The organism is Gracilibacillus saliphilus, assembly GCF_010994085.1.
Lineage (GTDB): Bacteria > Bacillota > Bacilli > Bacillales > Amphibacillaceae > Gracilibacillus > Gracilibacillus lacisalsi.
On the sequence record NZ_WJEB01000001.1, the window covers coordinates 245,443 to 263,576 of the forward strand.

Annotated in this window: 11 protein-coding genes; 10 read left to right on the top strand and 1 reads right to left on the bottom strand. The window is 37.8% G+C overall.

The annotated features are described in order from the left end of the window. Positions 1 to 15 precede the first annotated feature (15 nt). The 9 genes from GHT08_RS01005 (at position 16) to GHT08_RS01045 (ending at position 13,007) form a co-directional block, all read left to right on the top strand. The gene (locus GHT08_RS01005) at positions 16 to 993 is read left to right on the top strand and encodes an SPFH domain-containing protein (RefSeq protein WP_163579024.1); all 978 of its coding nucleotides are present in this window, start codon (positions 16 to 18) and stop codon (positions 991 to 993) included. A gap of 870 nt (positions 994 to 1,863) precedes the next feature. After that, positions 1,864 to 4,374, top strand: coding sequence for a preprotein translocase subunit SecA (secA, locus tag GHT08_RS01010; RefSeq protein ID WP_163579025.1), 2,511 nt, complete (start codon positions 1,864 to 1,866; stop codon positions 4,372 to 4,374). Positions 4,375 to 4,396: 22 nt separating this feature from the next. After that, positions 4,397 to 5,498, top strand: a protein-coding gene (gene prfB, locus GHT08_RS01015) for a peptide chain release factor 2 (RefSeq protein ID WP_163579026.1) whose coding sequence is annotated in 2 segments (ribosomal slippage) — positions 4,397 to 4,468 and positions 4,470 to 5,498 — 1,101 coding nt in all. Because the reading frame shifts where the segments join, the coding sequence is not laid out codon by codon here. A gap of 118 nt (positions 5,499 to 5,616) precedes the next feature. Continuing rightward, on the top strand, positions 5,617 to 6,480 hold the full coding sequence (locus GHT08_RS01020; protein WP_193568271.1) for a YitT family protein: 864 nt from the start codon (positions 5,617 to 5,619) through the stop codon (positions 6,478 to 6,480). A gap of 201 nt (positions 6,481 to 6,681) precedes the next feature. Beyond that, positions 6,682 to 7,368 carry a cell division ATP-binding protein FtsE gene (gene ftsE, locus GHT08_RS01025; RefSeq protein WP_163579027.1) on the top strand — a complete coding sequence of 229 codons (687 nt, stop codon included), beginning with the start codon at positions 6,682 to 6,684 and terminating at the stop codon, positions 7,366 to 7,368. Further along, a complete protein-coding gene (gene ftsX / locus GHT08_RS01030) occupies positions 7,358 to 8,251 on the top strand; it encodes a permease-like cell division protein FtsX (protein WP_163579028.1) in 894 nt (297 codons plus the stop codon). Before ftsE ends, ftsX begins: the two co-directional genes overlap by 11 nt. Positions 8,252 to 8,291: 40 nt before the next feature. Next, positions 8,292 to 9,704: a murein hydrolase activator EnvC family protein gene (locus GHT08_RS01035; protein ID WP_163579029.1), complete on the top strand. Its 1,413-nt coding sequence runs from the start codon at positions 8,292 to 8,294 to the stop codon at positions 9,702 to 9,704. 253 nt (positions 9,705 to 9,957) lie between these two features. Next, complete coding sequence (locus GHT08_RS01040) at positions 9,958 to 11,436, top strand: S41 family peptidase (RefSeq protein ID WP_163579030.1); 1,479 nt, start codon at positions 9,958 to 9,960, stop codon at positions 11,434 to 11,436. Between the two features lie 371 nt (positions 11,437 to 11,807). Then, positions 11,808 to 13,007, top strand: coding sequence for a PDZ domain-containing protein (locus tag GHT08_RS01045; protein WP_163579031.1), 1,200 nt, complete (start codon positions 11,808 to 11,810; stop codon positions 13,005 to 13,007). Positions 13,008 to 13,010: 3 nt separating this feature from the next. On the opposite strand, the gene GHT08_RS01050 is transcribed toward GHT08_RS01045, so the two are convergent. Next, positions 13,011 to 16,238 (bottom strand): DEAD/DEAH box helicase, encoded by a 3,228-nt coding sequence (locus GHT08_RS01050; protein WP_163579032.1) that lies wholly within the window; start codon positions 16,236 to 16,238, stop codon positions 13,011 to 13,013. A 153-nt stretch (positions 16,239 to 16,391) separates the two neighbouring features. Between GHT08_RS01050 and GHT08_RS01055 the strand changes: the two genes are divergently transcribed. After that, positions 16,392 to 17,972: a peptide chain release factor 3 gene (locus GHT08_RS01055; RefSeq protein WP_163579033.1), complete on the top strand. Its 1,581-nt coding sequence runs from the start codon at positions 16,392 to 16,394 to the stop codon at positions 17,970 to 17,972. Positions 17,973 to 18,134 lie beyond the last annotated feature (162 nt).

Consider the following 18,134-nt stretch of genomic DNA (forward strand, 5'->3'; position numbering starts at 1 on the left):
GGATTGGATAGAATGATGAGTTTTTTTAGAGGCCAATTAGCGAATGTAGTGGAATGGGAAGAGTTCCGAGATGATATGATTTTTTGGAAATGGAGCAATCGTGAAATTAAAAAAGGCAGTAAATTGATTATCCGCCCTGGCCAGGATGCGGTATTCTTCGATCAAGGGAAAATTGAAGGTGTCTTTAAGGATGAGGGAGAGTATGAGATAGAATCTGAGATTATTCCTTTTCTGTCGACATTAAAAGGATTTAAGTTCGGTTTTAACAGTGGTATGCGAGTAGAAGTTCTTTTTGTTAATACGAAAGAATTTACCGTTAAATGGGGTACAAAAAATGCAATTAATATTCCAACCCCACAGCTTCCAGGTGGAATGCCGATTCGTGCTAATGGGACATTTCAATTTAAAGTAACCGATTATTTGAAACTAATTGATAATGTTGCAGGTGTGAAGAATAGTTATTTAGTAGAGGATGTTCGCTTGCGTATTACAGCCATTCTGGATCAACTATTAATGAAATGGATCACTAAAGAAGGTAAGGATATGTTCAATCTCCAAGCAAATTCCTTTGAAATCAGCAATGGCATCAAAGAAGACTTAGATATGCAAGTGAATAGTGATGGATTTGAAATCACGCGCTTTAATATTATGAGCTTTAATTACCCTAACGAAATCCAAGATATGATCACCAAATCTGCTTCACATGGTATGATTGGTGATATGAATCGATACAAAGACGTTTCAATGACAGATGCCATTGCATCTGGAAAATCAGAAGGTGGTAATACAGCAACAGATATGGCTGGTATGATGATGGGGATGAACATGGCCCAGGAAATGATGAAAGGCAGGAATCAAAATCAACCATCCAATGAACTTGGACAAAATCAAGGAGGTAATCAATCAGGAGCAATTCCTAATTTTTGTCCGAATTGTGGGAACAAAACAGCAGGAATGAATTTTTGTGGAAATTGCGGTCATAAGTTAGCTTAAGTGAAAGAGAGGCTTGGACAAAAGAGTAATTAGATAGGAGAAATACGAACATTAAAGTCTGAGTACACTTACTGCTTCGGCAAAATACTTCGCTTTCCGTGGGCACGGCCTCAGCTAACTGTGTGAAGAAAAAACACTTCACACAGTGGATCTTCGGCTCGTGCTCGTCATGCAGAGTCTGCGTATTTTGCCTACGCTTAGTTCAGATTGTTCGGATTCTCGTTCTACCTATTTAGTTATGTCCTAGCCTTGTTTTAAATCCATTTTACTAAGAGTTATTTCGAGCTGGTTTATAAAGTGATCTTTTCATTAAAAAGTACAAAATCGTTTTTTCTAACACGCTACAACTTTCAAAACAAGAAAACAGACTAATAAAAAACTTGTTTTCTACTACCTCCAAGTTATGAAAATTAAAAAACAGCCATTTTGCTTTGCGATGGGCCTGTGTTATAAAAAGGGTAGCTCCTTTTTAAGGGGGAAGTATCACCCCCACTCTTCCTTTCAATCGAGAAGCAATCATGACCCCTCCGATTGCTTCTCCTTTCTTTTAGAGGTTGTTCAAAAAGTCACCAAATGATAAGCGGCGAATCTCTTTGTTGGCTTGCTTCTCCGTTCCTTGGAAAAGAAGAACACTTTTCCGACGTGCGATGTAGTTCTATGAAGCTTTCCTTTGTGCTCACGTATATAAAAGTATACGTTCCGCTACTCGAAACTTCACCGCCTCGACCTTCTTGCTTCTAATTTGGCAACTTTTTGAACATGCACTTTTAGCGGATTATTGTAATTTTCATCATCCAAGTGTTATGATAGAGAATGGAAATTTATTTTAGAAAACATGTATCGATTTTAAGATAAAGAGGAGCGGCTACAATGCGTGGATTATTAAAAAAAGTATTCGGTGATGGTAACCAACGTCAACTCAAAAGTTTAGAAAAAATTGCAGATGAAATAGAAGCGTTAGAGCCATCGATACAGCTATTATCTGATGATGATTTAAAAAATAAAACGGAAGAATTCAAGGAACGCTATCAAAATGGTGAATCTTTAGACGACCTATTAGTTGAAGTATATGCAGTAGTTCGTGAAGCAGCGAATCGTGTGTTAGGCATGCGACCATTTTATGTACAACTAGTCGGTGCGATAGCGATGCATAATGGCAATATTGCAGAAATGAAGACAGGGGAAGGGAAAACACTCGCTTCCACGATGCCGGCATATTTAAATGCGATAACCGGTAAAGGTGTCCATATTATCACAGTAAACGACTACTTAGCTGATCGTGATGCCAGAGAAATGGGAGAATTATATCAATTTTTAGGCTTAACGGTCGGATTTAACCAAAACGGAATGCCTAAAGAGGAAAAAAGTGAAGCTTATGAAGCAGATATCACATATGGTACAAATAATGAATTTGGTTTTGACTATTTGCGTGACAATATGGTGTTATACAAAGAACAAATGGTACAACGCCCATTACACTTTGCCATTATCGATGAGGTCGACTCGATTTTAATTGACGAAGCACGTACTCCACTTATTATTTCTGGTACGGCCCAAAAATCGGCAAGCATGTATCAACAAGCGAATTCTTTTGTTCGAACATTAAAAAATGAAGAAGATTATACGTATGATGAAAAATCAAAAGGTGTACAGTTAACAGAAGAAGGGATGAATAAGGCAGAACGTTTCTTTAACATTGAGAATCTCTTTGACTTGAACCACGTCACATTGATGCACCATATTAACCAAGCTTTAAAAGCTCATGTTGCAATGCACCGTGATACGGACTATGTTGTGGAAGAAGATCAAGTAGTGATTGTCGACCAATTCACGGGTCGTTTAATGAAAGGTCGTCGTTATAGTGATGGATTACACCAGGCGATTGAAGCAAAAGAAGGCTTGCAAATTCAAAACGAAAGCATGACCCTAGCTTCGATCACATTCCAAAACTATTTCCGTATGTACGAGAAGCTTGCTGGTATGACAGGTACCGCGAAAACAGAAGAAGAGGAGTTTCGCAATATTTATGCAATGGATGTTGTGGCGATTCCGACGAACAAGCCGATCATCCGTGAAGATAAAGCTGATTTAATTTATAAATCGATGGAAGGCAAGTTTAGAGCGGTTGTTGAGGAGATAAAAGAACGCTATGATAAAGGTCAGCCAGTACTAGTTGGTACAGTAGCGGTTGAAACGTCTGAATTGATTTCTAAGCTGTTGAAAAAAGCTGGTGTAAAACATAATGTGTTAAATGCGAAAAATCACTATCGTGAGGCTGAAATTATTGAAAATGCCGGTCAGAAACACGCCGTGACGATTGCTACCAACATGGCAGGTCGTGGTACCGATATTAAATTAGGTGATGGTGTGAAAGAGTTAGGTGGACTTGCTGTTATTGGTACAGAGCGTCACGAGTCTCGTCGTATTGACAACCAGTTACGTGGTCGTTCCGGTCGTCAAGGGGACCCAGGTGTTACCCAATTCTATTTATCAATGGAAGATGAATTAATGCGTCGATTCGGATCAGATAATATGAAAAATATGATGGAACGACTTGGGATGGATGATACTCAGCCGATTGAAAGTAAAATGGTATCACGTGCAGTAGAATCTGCACAAAAACGAGTAGAAGGTAATAACTTCGATGCACGTAAAACGATACTTTCCTATGATGATGTATTACGTCAACAACGTGAAATTATTTACAAGCAACGATTTGATGTCATTGATTCTGATAATTTACGTGAGATCATTGAACAAATGATACAAACAACCGTGGAAAATGCTGTAGATACCTATATGGCTGAGGAGATTCCAGAGGACTGGAATCTAACTGGTTTAATCGAGTATATCCATGCTACTCTACTTGAAGAGGAATGGATTACAGAAGATGATCTGAAAGGTAAAGAAAAAGATGAAGTAACCGACTTGATCATGGCCAAAATCAAGGAAAAATATGATCAAAAAGAAGAAGAATTTACGTCAGAGAGAATGCGTGAATTTGAAAAAGTCATCGTTCTTCGTACGGTTGATACGAAGTGGATGGACCATATTGATCAAATGGACCAACTTCGCCAAGGGATTCACTTGAGAGCATATGGTCAAAATGATCCACTGCGCGAATACCAGATGGAAGGTTTCGCGATGTTTGAACAGATGATTGATGTCATTAATGAAGAAGTAGCGAAATATGTATTGAAAGCCCAAATCCGCGAAAATTTAAAACGTGAAGCAGTAGTAAAAGATACCCAAGCTGTTTCAGGTGGCGATCAACAGAAGAAAAAAGTGAAAAGACCTTTTGTCAAAGCACAAACAGTAGGTCGCAATGAACCTTGCCCTTGTGGTAGTGGTAAGAAGTATAAGCATTGTCATGGAAGATAAGGATAAATGAGGTGGAAGAAAGATGGAACTAGTAGAAATTAAACAAGAATTAGACAAAATGGCTAAGCGATTAGCGGATTTCAGGGGGTCTCTTTGACTTAGAGGCCAAGAGAGCCCGGATCGCAGAATTGGATGAGATGATGACAGATCCGAGTTTTTGGGATGATCAACAAGCAGCCCAGAAAATAATCAATGAGGCAAATGGTTTAAAAGAGCTAGTACAAGCTTTTGATAAAAACGAAGAATCATTAGAAAATGCGGAAGTTTCTTATGAATTGGTCAAAGAAGAAAATGATGACGACCTTCGTGAGGATTTGGAAAATGAAGTACAATCTCTTACCGATGCCCTTAATCAATTTGAATTGTTTATCCTTTTAAGTGAACCATATGATAAGAATAACGCCATATTGGAATTACACCCAGGTGCAGGTGGAACGGAATCACAGGACTGGGCAAGCATGCTTTTACGTTTGTATACAAGATGGGCAGAATCAAAAGGATTTAAAGTAGAAACATTGGATTATCTACCAGGTGAAGAGGCAGGGGTCAAAAGTGTTACCCTGCTAATCAAAGGTCATAATGCCTATGGTTATTTGAAAGCAGAAAAAGGGGTGCACCGTCTTGTTCGAATTTCTCCGTTTGATTCATCAGGACGTCGCCATACATCGTTTGTCTCCTGTGATGTAACTCCAGAATTGGACGATGATATTGATATCGAGATTAATACTGAGGATTTAAAAATTGATACGTACCGTTCGAGTGGTGCGGGTGGCCAGCACGTTAACACAACTGACTCTGCTGTCCGGATTACCCACTTACCAACAAACACAGTTGTAACGTGTCAGTCAGAAAGATCGCAAATCAAAAATAGAGAGCAAGCAATGAAAATGTTAAAAGCGAAATTGTATCAGTTAGAAATTGAGAAACAACAACAGGAAATGGCTGCGATTCGTGGAGAACAAAAAGAAATCGGCTGGGGCAGTCAAATACGCTCTTATGTCTTCCATCCGTATTCCATGGTAAAAGATCACCGTACAGATTATGAAACAGGAAACACGCAAGCGGTAATGGATGGAGAAATAGACAACTTTATTGATGCTTATCTACGATCTGTAATGAATTAATAAGACAACCTTAATGCACCTAGTTTCTGGGTGCTCGGTGTAGACACTACGAGCAAAAGGGGAAGCTCTCCTTTTGCTCGTTTTACTGTGTCATTAACAAATGAGGAGTGATGCAAACATGATCGCAAGATATCGAAGAAAGCAAATGCCGAATTGGTTACGACAAATTTTAGATTATTCTTTTGTATTAGTAGGTGCCTTTTTTGTCGCCATGGCGTTTAACCTTTTTCTATTACCTAATAATATCGCGTCAGGTGGTGTAGCGGGGGTTAGTACCATTACAAAGGCTGTTTTCAATTGGGAACCATCGATTGTGCAATGGGGATTGAACATTCCGTTATTTATCGCAGGAATTGTGATTTTAGGAAAAAATTTCGGAGCAAAATCCCTAGTTGGTACGATAATTTTACCATTTTATGTATTTTTGACAAGAGATTTGCAACCAGCGACAGCTGATCCACTGCTGGCAGCTATTTTTGGTGGGATGATCGTCGGAATTGGGATTGGTGTTGTCTTTCGTGGAAAAGCTTCTACAGGTGGAATGGATTTAGCAGCACAAATATTACATAAATATACTGCGTTGCCGCTGGGTATATGTTTAGCGGTGTTTGATGGCTTAATCGTTTTAACAGCATCATTTGTCTTTTCGATTGAAGAAGGTTTATATGCACTAATCGGTTTATTTATTACGAGCCGAACGATTGACTTTGTACAAGTAGGTCTAAATACCTCTAAAAACGTTATGGTTATAACGAATCAACCTGAAGAAGTTCGTCGAATTTTGTTGAATGATATTGATCGAGGTGTTACTATTTTTAAAGGATCTGGTGGCTACACAGATGAGGATCGAAAAGTATTAATGTGTGTCGTTCAGCAAAATGAATTCAGTAAAACGACGCGAGCTGTTAAATCAATAGATCCTGATGCATTTGTTATCGCAATGAATGCCACAGAAGTGCTAGGTGAAGGATTCAAACGATGATTTCCATTAACTGGTTCATAACCCTGGACTTAGGTATGAAAGTTATGGTTTCTTAACATCTTGAAATGAAATTGTAATAAAAATTAAGGTAAAAAATATCGAAAATGATGTTATAATGTAGACAGTGTGGAATGGATCGTCGAAATTTGATTGGATCATTCGAGGAATTGTTAGATAAAACGATAAAAAGGTGATTACTTTATGATAAAAATGCAAGAAGTATATATGACTTATCCTAATGGGGTTGTTGCTCTGAACGGAGTAGATGTAACCATTGAGCAAGGAGAGTTTGTCTACATAGTCGGGCAAAGTGGTGCTGGGAAATCAACCTTCACCAAGATGTTATTTCGAGAAGAGGTACCAACAAAAGGTTCCGTTGTCGTGAACAATACAGATATAACAACACTGAAGTGGAAGGAAGTACCTTATTTCCGAAGAAATATAGGTGTTGTTTACCAGGATTTTCGTTTATTACCTAAATTAACAGTATATGAGAATATTGCGTTTGCTTTGGAGGTAATTGAAGAATCACCAAAGAACATTCGTAAACGGGTGATGACTGTCCTAGATCAAGTAGGATTGAAAAATAAAGCCCGCTTTATTCCGGATGAATTATCAGGTGGAGAACAGCAACGTGTCGCTATTGCAAGAGCGATGGTAAACCATCCGGGTTTATTAATTGCGGACGAGCCTACTGGTAATTTAGACCCGGAAACTTCATGGGAAATTATGAGAATATTAGAAGAAATTAATGCAAGTGGTACAACGATTTTAATGGCAACGCACAGCAAAGAAATTGTGAATACAGTAAAAAAACGTGTCATTGCTATGGAAGACGGTATGATTGTACGTGACGAGCATCGAGGAGAGTATGGATATGAAGTTTAGTACGTTAAAGCGACATTTCAAAGAAGGTGCTAGGAACACGTGGCGCAATGGTTGGATGACTATCGCATCTATTGGTGCCGTAACGACCACGTTAATTCTAGTTGGAGTATTTCTTGTATTAATGCTGAATTTAAATCATATTGCAAATGAATTGGAAGATGATGTCCAAATCAAGGCGTTAATCGAGTTAACTGCTGAACAGAGTGATGTTGATGAAATAGAAGAAAATATTAACAATATAAGTGGTATTGAAAGCATGGATTTTGTGACGAAAGAAGAAGAACTTGAAAATTTAATTGACAGCATGGGCGAACAAGGACAAGCTTGGGGATTATATGAACAAGATAACCCATTAAATGATGCCTTCATAGTCAAAGCAGAAGATCCGCTGGAAACCGAAAGAATAGCATCAGAGATTGAAGAATTTGATTTTATTTACCGTGTTAATTATGGACAAGAATATGTCGATACACTATTTAAATTTAATGAGTATGCTAGAAATGTAGGACTAGTTTTAATAGCAGCATTAGTATTCACTGCCATTTTCTTAATCTCTAATACAATCAAAATTACGATTTTAGCTCGTAAAAAAGAAATTGGAATTATGAAATTGGTTGGTGCAACAAATAACTTTATCCGCTGGCCATTTTTTGTGGAAGGTATGTTGTTAGGAATATTAGGAAGTATTATTCCGATAGCTGTGATTCTAATAGGTTACTATTTCTTAACACAGAATATGGCAATATTGCAGCAATTTGACTTTGTGACGATTTTGGACTTCTATCCATTCGCATTACAAATTTCACTGATTATTGTTGGTATTGGTGCTTCAATTGGTGTATGGGGAAGTCTCATGAGTGTCCGTAAATTCTTAAAAGTTTAATAGAATACGAGAAATTGTCAGATTAGAGAGGGGAAATTCTATGAAACGGTGTTACTTAATCCTAACTGTACTTATCATCGGTACCATTTTCTCTTCAACTTCCGTTTTTGCTGAATCAGCGAATGATTTGGATAAAAAACTAGATGAATTAGAAGAGGAAAAGAGTCAAATTAACCAAGAAGCGAATGAGGCAGAAAGTAAAGTAAATGAAACAGAGGAAAAAATTAATGAAAATCAAGAGCAACAACAAGAGACAAAAAGTGAAATGGATGCAATTAATAGTGATATAGAAAATACACAAGCTAAATTGCAAGCAAAAGAAGAAGAAATAGCAACAACAAACAATAAAATCGCAGAAAAAGAAGAAGAAATAGCAAAGACAGAAGATGAAATAGAGGACTTAAAGGAAGAAATAGAGGCATTAAAAGATGAAATAAAACAGCTTGAAGAAAAAATTGAATCTCGGGAAGAACTATTAAAAAATAGATTACGTTCGATTCAACAGAACGGCGGTAACACAAGTTATTTAGAAGTAATCTTAGGTGCTCAAAGTTTTGGGGATTTTATCAACCGTGCTACAGCAGTAACCAAAATCATGGACTCTGATAAAAAAATTATGGAAGAACAAGAAGCTGATAAAGAGAAATTGGAAGAAAACAAAGTTGCTGTAGAAGCGAATAAAGAAGAAATGGAAGAAAAACAACTTGCATTAGAAGAAGATAAAAAAGGATTAGAAGATACAAAGGCTTCTTTAGTAGCACAAAAACAAGAGTTAGATGAGATTCAGGGAACTTTAAATCAACAAATGAACCAAAAAGAAAAACTAATTGCAGAGTTAGAAATAGAAGAAGAAGAGTTACATGAAATAAAATTATCAGCTGAAGAAGAACAACAACTAGTTGATGCCCAAGCAGCTGCCGTTCAACAAGCTATAGAAGAGGCTAAACAGAAAAAAAATCGATTAGAGCAACTAGCTGAGGAAGAAGCAAAAGAATCCACTAATAACTCTTCCAATAGTTCAAATCAAGCAACAAATGGTGGAAATGGTAAATTTATTCGACCAACGAGTGGATCGGTTTCATCCCATTTCGATCCAGGTAGAGTTCATCCTATTCACGGTGTAGTTAAGGCACATAATGGAACTGATTTTCGAAATGATAAAGGGGATGCTTCAGTTATTAAAGCCGCTGCAGATGGTGTAGTTTCCTATGCGGGATGGATGAGTGGCTATGGAAATACTGTCATGATTACTCATTCGATTGATGGACAAACATATTCAACACTGTATGGTCACTTAAAAAGTATGAATGTTTCTGTTGGTCAATCAGTAAGTCAAGGTAACCAAATAGGTGTAATGGGTACAACAGGTGATTCTACTGGTGTACATTTACATTTTGAAATCCATCCGGGTGGATACAAAAACCCTGTTAACCCGATGAATTACCTCAATTAATGTAGATAGTTAAACCTACATATAAATTACAATAGTAAAAAATAAAAGACATCACAAAATACTTGTGATGTCTTTTTTAAACCTTCATAATATAGAAGTAAAGATATTTTTAGGAAGGATCAAAAAACTCACTTCTTAATTGAAAGTACAAAGAAGTGGAGTGTGGGATCAGGAAGCTAACTCTGCTTAACCATCTGAGGTATAAAAAATCCTGATGGTAGTCTCACTTTATTTAAGACTATGGGGTGGAATAATGAATATTAGAAAAAGGTATCTCGTGTTATTTTTGTTTATAGCGATTGCTTTAGGGGCAGTTGGTACTTATGTAGGCTTGGCTTTCTTTGCAGATGGAACAAGCTCTAATGGTAATATAGCAAGTTTAGATCAGGATTTACTAACAGAACTTGCTGATCAACAAGAAACAATAGAAGAAAACATGGGGAAAATGTCTAAAGTAGTAGATGCTTTTTCCATTATTCAAGAAAATTATGTGGAGGATGTTGAAGATACACAATTAATTGAAGGTGCGATTCAAGGTATGCTTCAATCTCTTGATGATCCTTATAGTGTTTATATGGATCAGGAAACGATGGAGCAATTTAATGAACAAATTGAGTCTTCTTTTGAAGGAATTGGTGCTGAGGTTTCGATGACAGAGGGAAATGTGACGATCGTTGCACCGATAAAGGATTCTCCTGCTGAAAAAGCAGGCTTAAAGCCTAATGACCAAATCCTTTCTGTTGATGGGGAAAGTGTGGAAGGATTAGACCTTTATGAAGCTGTCAATAAAATACGTGGTGAAAAGGGTTCACAGGTCGTATTGGAAATCAGGAGACCTGGCGTAGATGATTTGTTAGAGGTAGAACTGACTAGAGATGCGATACCGTTAGAAACGGTTTATGTCGATACAAGAGAAGAGAATGGAAAGTTAATTGGTATTATTGAATTGACTTCATTCTCGGAGAATACGGCTAGTGACTTTGAGAATGGCTTAGCGGATTTAGAGGAACAAGGTATTGATGGATTAGTGATTGACGTGAGAGGTAACCCAGGTGGTTTGTTACCTTCTGTTCAAGAAATTCTAAGTAATTTTGTTCCTGAGGATTCCCCTTATCTTCAAATTGAGGATCCTTCAGGCAAGAAAACAAGATATTTCTCTGACATAAGCTCTGCTAAAGAATATCCAATTGTCACATTAATTAACGAAGGTAGTGCTTCTGCTTCTGAAATCTTAGCCGCTTCATTAAATGAAGCATTAGATTATGATATTGTTGGCGAAACATCATTTGGAAAAGGAACAGTTCAACAGACTGTATCAATGGGAGACGGTAGTACAATCAAAATTACTCGAATGAGATGGTTAACACCTGAAGGTAATTCAATTCATGAAGTTGGGGTAGAACCAACAATTGAACAAAAGATGCCGGATTATTATTACACCAATCCTGTCCAAGTCGATGAATCATTAACTTTTAACGAGAGTGATGACAAAATTGAAAATGTGCAAATTATGCTTGAAGGATTAGGATATGAACCAGGAAGAACAGACGGCTATTTTAATGAAGAAACCCAAGCGGCAGTTGAGGCGTTCCAGCAAGATCAAGAACTGAATGTAACAGGTGAAGTAGATGAAAAGACTGCAGAAGTATTGCAAACAACGATCATCGAAAAAATCCGAAACAACGAAGATGATTACCAATTAGAAAAAGCAATCGACACCCTAACCGAATAAGCAAGCACTCAAGCTGTCATAGAATTCACTATGACAGCTTTTTTTAAAAGTGTCCAATAAATGTTCGAAAGTGTCCAGTAAATCAAGAAAAGTGTCCAATAAACTGTAAAAAGTGTCCAATAAACTAAAAAAAGTGTCCAGCAAACACACAAAAGTGTCCAATAACAAGTGTAATCTAAAAAATGCACTTGAAGAATGTACAACCATTTTAACTAAAATTAAATTATGGGTAGCCAAATTTGATTTTTTTTATCATAATAGAAGTAATATACATATTTTTTACTAAGATAGATAAAAAACTAGCTTTCGCCACTACATAAAGGAATTGGCGAATGTTTCTAATGACGTTTGTTGGGGAGGGGTTGTTTGGGATGGATTGGTTGATTGAATTTGGCGGAGTTATAGCACGTGTTTTTATGCAGCCGTTTATCTATTTATTTATAATGCTCCTAATGCTGAGCGGTTATTGGCGCATTAAAAAGGATCGTCAAAATTTTGGAACGAAAGTATATCCGTATTTTCACGAGACAAAACATACATGGTCGATATCGGTCATGGTAGGGTTGATCCTATCGATTTTAGCGATTGCGTTTGGTTTTGTCATTTCCATGCCATTTGCTCTATTATTAGGTCTTGTTATGTTAATCGTTTCAATCGGTAACCGATTCAGTTGGCTGTCAGCAGGATACTCGTTAGCAATTGTGTCCGCAATGATGTATTTTCTCAACATATATGGGGAGGATTATCTCCCAAGTAATTGGCTCAGCTTATTAGATGCAACAGATTTATTTTATATACCTTTTATTATCGGTATCTTGTTACTAACAGAAACGTGGTTCTTAGCCAAATTACAGCATGATGATACATATCCGGAGCTGGTAAAAAGCAGCCGCGGTAAATATTTAGGTCAGCATCGAATCAAAAAACTGACCATTATCCCATTTATTGCCTTAGTACCTGGTGGGTGGATAGAGCCTTTTGCGGAATGGCCGTTATTAGAAATTTCTGGCGAGTCTTTTGGGGTGATGATTTTACCATATGTTTTCGGTTTTGAATATATCGTGAAGTCACGATTGCCACGTGATGCAGCCAAATGGCTATCCAAAAAGATTGCATTATTAGCGATGTTGATTTTGCTAATTGCAGCAGGCAGTTACTTCGTGCCATTTTTAACAGTTGTTGCGCTTGTTGTAGCATTCTTAGGAAAAGAATTAATACAGCTTGTTCACCGCTCTTCAGAAGAGCGGCATACACCGTATTTCCGTCCAGCCAAAAAAGGACTATTAGTACTTGGGACATTGCCAAATACGCCAGCTGTCGATTTAGGTTTGATTCCTGGGGAAAGAATTGTGAAAGTGAACGAAATAACAGTTGAAAATGAAGAAAGCTTTTACCAAGCAGTGAATCAAAATCGAGCTTTTTGTAAATTAAGTGTGAAAGACTTAAACGGTGAAATCCGCTTTGCACAACGCGCATTATATGAAGGCGAGCATCACAAATTAGGAATATTGTTTGTGAAAGAAAATGATAGTTACGTACAAGAAACCAGATTAGAAAAACAAGAGAGCTGATCATCAGCTCTCTTGTTTTTCATTAAATTGCAATAGTTCGCGAATCTCTTCTTCTGATAATTTTGATAGTAACGTTTCACCTGGTTGAATAATTTGATCGACTAGTTCGCGTTTCTTCTGTTGCAGTTGATAAATTTTTTCTTCAATTGTACCTTCTGTAATAAAGCGAATCACTTGTACTACGTTTTTCTGACCGATTCGATGTGCTCTTCCTGCTGCCTGTTCCTCCACTGCTGGATTCCACCATAGATCATATAAAATGACAGTATCTGCCCCTGTTAGGTTAAGACCGGTTCCACCAGCTTTGAGTGAAATTAGGAAAAATCCTTTTTCACCTTCATTAAATGCTTCGACCATCTTCATTCGTTGTTCTGAAGGAGTGGAACCGTCTAAATAAAATACTTCCTGACCATTAGCTTCCAATGTATCACGGATAATTTCCAACATACTGGAAAACTGTGAAAAAATTAAGGTTCGCTTACCGTTTGCTTCTAATTCAGTTGTTAACTCCATCAGCTGATCGAGCTTACCTGACTGTCCGCTATAATTTTCCAAAAACAGGCTCGGATGGCAACAAATTTGTCGTAGTCGGGTGAGACCTGCTAAGATTTGTAGCTTGCCACGGTCAAATCCTTTTTCTTCAATGGTTTCATCTAGTTCATTTTGGATCCGTTGCAAGTATCCAATATAAACTTCTTTTTGTTCCTTCGTTAGTTCGGAGTATTGAACAGACTCAATTTTGTCTGGTAGTTCATCCAGTACTTCTTTTTTCACTCGTCGTAAAATAAATGGCCTAGTAATCTTGGCGATATAATCTGTATCCAGGTTACTGAATGCTTTTTTGCTGCCGAAAAGTCCGGGTGATATCGTATAAAAAATCGACCATAATTCATCCAAAGCATTCTCGATAGGTGTACCACTCAGTGCAAAAAATTGTTTCGCCTGTAATGATCGCACCGCTTTTGCTGTTAAGGTTAAATGATTTTTGATCGCCTGTGCTTCGTCTAAAATGATGCAATCAAACAAATGATTTTCATACAAATCCTGGTCTTTCCTAAGCGTCGGATAGGATGTAATGAGAATATTGGTATCTTGATGCTCTTGCAACAATTTTTGTCGATCCTGCTTAGGTCCGATAATGACACCCGCAGTCAAAGTCGGTGCGAATTTTTCAACTTCTTTTTTCCAATTGTATAACAGGGACGCAGGTGCAATGACGAGTGCTTGATAATGCCCTGCTTTATCATTTGCTTCTGACAGAATGTAACTGATCGTCTGTAATGTCTTACCTAATCCCATATCGTCCGCTAAAATACCGCCTAAATGATAATGCGATAATGCTTTCATCCATTGAAATCCAGTGACTTGGTAGTCGCGGATATCCGCTTCTAATTGATCTGGTAATTCAAATTGTAGTTGCTCGGGATGCTTTAACTGCTCTAGCATTTGCTGAAATGATTGACTAAAGCGGTGATCTGTCTTATTCAATGCTTCTTCGACCTGGAAACTCCGAGCAGCTGGAATCGATATTTTGCCATCTTCCATCTGTTTTTTAGATAAGTCTAGCGTCTTTTGTAGCTTTTGAAAGGAAGAAAAGTCATCTGATTCTAGACGGATAAGTGCTCCATTCGGGATCCGATAAAATCGCTTTTTCTCGACTAAAGCTTGCAAGATATTTGCGACATTTTCGTCTGAAATACCTTCCAGGTCGAATTCGATATCTAGCATTCCTTCAGACGGACGATAGTCGACATTGGATTGTAAGGTAATTTGATCGATACCTTCGACCATTTGTTTAACACTTCTTGAAAGGAAGACAGATGCCACGTTTTCCATATGATAGACACCTTCATGGATGAATGAATAAATCGCATCATCATTAAACAAATAAAATGCCTGGTTCATTTCGATAAATGCTTCATCACGAAGCATTTGCATTATTTCTTGCTCCTTGTGTGTTTCGCGCTTAACAATTGTTTCTCCTGATCCTTGTTCAGAGTAAGGGGTAAATACGGACTCACCATAGTGATATTCCACTTCAGCTTTTAAGGCTCCATCTATTTCGTCGACATAGATTTTCGACTGTAATGGTGCCGTGTTGATCTGCTTTTCCATTCTTTCCGTCATATTTAATGTACCAACCTGTTCAAATTGCGGCATGACATTTTTGACGAAGACATCCATTTCATTTGGCGAAATCATTTGTTTTTTCTTATTTTGAAAAGGGATAACACGGAACAATTTTTCTAAAATCATTTTCTGGTGATACGTTAATTTGTAAAAGTGATGTTCATGGATTACGTATCGATAACTATCTAAAAAGTAATATTCAGATAGATCGGTCATTTCTAATGTATAATTATTGGACTGTTGATAATCCAGATGAAACTGTAGCTGATCATTCATTTCGCTCACTGCTATTGCTGGATATTCCTTACTGTTTTCATGTCGAAATACATAGTCCATTTCCGTTAGTTGATCTAACAATTGGTCAATTAAGCTTGGAGGAATATAAATACTTCTAGGTTGCTCCAGCTTTAAAACATAGCTGTTTCCGAATAGGCGCTCTTGCTCATAACAAGTCAAAAGCATTTCGATCATTTTTTGATCTTTGGATGTAAAGTAATGAATCGATGGATCAAAAGTAAAACTTTGATTTACTTTATAGGAGTCACCACTACTCAATGCTTTTAAAAATCCACGAATATCACGGATTACATATGGTCTTTTATCCCCGATTTTTACTTCGATACTAAGGGCATACTGAGAGTTTTTGTTTGCCTTTGTTAAGGACAAAAGGTATTCCGTCTCAATCACTAATGGTGTCTCCGTCTGTTCTTTTTTATCACGAAATGTATGTAATAATTGTTTAGCGAACAGATCAGTATCTTGTGTAGGTGCTTGTTGTGCACCACGGTCCACTGCGAATTTCCTCCGATTAGATTGAGCATCCTGCGTAATGGCTAACAGCACTGCCGCAACATGCTTACATGTACCATGTGTCTCAAAAGCAGGACAGTTGCATGTCGTATCTACCTTCATGTCGTCCGTAAAATAAATGCGAACGGTATAAATTTTTGTCCCTTTTACAAGTCCGCGCCAAGAGTTGGATTCCGGATTATAGGAAAGCCCGTATACTTTTCCTGTTTGATAATATTGATAACCTCGTTTATAGAAACGTTCACCAGTAAGCTGGCGGATCGATTGTTCTGTCATTTGAATTTGTTGCAAATTGATCCCATCCTTATTTAAAGAATCCATCATTATATTATATCAGATTCTGTTTTTGATGCCATCCAGATGATATTTTTATTTTCACTCTGTTTGATAAGTGGTAAAATAGGAGAGGTTAAATGGTACGTTAAGCAGAAAGTAGGTAACAATATGGGATTACAAGAAGAAGTGCAAAAAAGAAAAACATTTGCGATTATTTCGCACCCTGATGCAGGGAAAACAACGATGACAGAAAAGCTATTGTTGTTTGGAAATTTAATCCGCTCAGCAGGTACTGTCAAAGGAAAGAAATCTGGAAAATTTGCGACATCGGACTGGATGGAGATTGAGAAGCAACGTGGGATCTCGGTCACTTCCAGTGTGATGAACTTTGATTATAAAGGGCATAAAGTGAATATTCTCGATACACCCGGGCACGAAGATTTTAGTGAAGATACCTATCGAACCTTAACAGCTGTCGACAGTGTAGTCATGATTATTGATGCAACCAAAGGGATCGAAGCCCAAACGATCAAGCTGTTTAAAGTTTGTAAAATGCGTGGGATACCGATCTTCACGTTTATTAATAAATTAGACCGGGAAGGACGCGAACCGTTAGAGTTATTAGACCAAATCGAGGATGTCCTGAATATTGAAACCTATCCTATGAATTGGCCGGTCGGTATGGGAAAACGATTCTTAGGTATATTAGATCGTTACCATGATCAATTTATCCGTTTTAATGGTAATGAAGAAGAAACCTATATACCTATGGCTGAGATGGAAAAAGAGGAAGAAATTTATAATAATCCGACCTATCAGGATACGGTGGAAGAATTGGAATTGCTGGATGAAGCAGGTGATCAATTTTCGTTAGACCGTGTATTAGCTGGCGAGCAAACACCGGTATTTTTCGGTAGTGCGCTCGCTCCATTCGGAGTCCAGACCTTTTTCGATACATTCATCGATATGGCTCCTGCGCCAGGACCACGTCGTACCGAAGAAGAAGTCATCAGTCCTGATTATCCTGATTTTTCCGGGTTCATTTTCAAAATTCAAGCAAACATGAATCCACAGCACCGTGACCGGATTGCCTTTTTACGAGTCTGCTCCGGCCGATTCGAGCGCGGGATGAATGCAACACTTGCTCGTACAGGGAAAAGTATTCGCCTGGGGCAGACACAACAATTTGTTGCTTCCTCACGTGATACGGTAGAAGAAGCCTATGCCGGTGATATTATCGGTGTCTATGATCCAGGATCATACCGAATTGGTGACACATTGATCGAGGGTAAGAAGTCATTTCAATATGATGAACTGCCACAATTCCCACCTGAAATGTTCCAGCGCGTAACAGCGAAGAATGTGATGAAGGCGAAGCAGTTTAGAAAAGGGATCGAGCAACTCGTACAGGAGGGTGCGATCCAATTGTTCCGCGGTTATCCAACCGATTCGATGATCATCGGCGCTGTAGGACAGTTGCAGTATGAAGTGTTCCAGCATCGGATGAAAAACGAGTACAACGTAGAAGTAATGCTTGAATCAATAGGTGATCGCATTCCACGTTGGCTTAAAAAAGAACAAGTCGATCCAACATTATTTGATGAACGTAATCTGTTAGTGAAAGACCGTGAAGACGAATTCCTTGTGTTGTTTAAAAATGATTTCGCATTAAGATGGTTCATTGATAAACATCCAGAGATCGACCTGATTGATTTATACGAGGTAAACCAATACGATCAAACCACATAATAAGAAAAGCCACAGCTGTGATAGCTGTGGTTTTTAGTAAATTTCAAAAGTTGATAGTAACTCCTAACATAGCTCTGTGATCCACTACTCCCCCTTCATTACATCATATCTTTTTATCATCCCGGCAGCTTTGGTTATAATGAAGAAAGAGAATCAAAAATC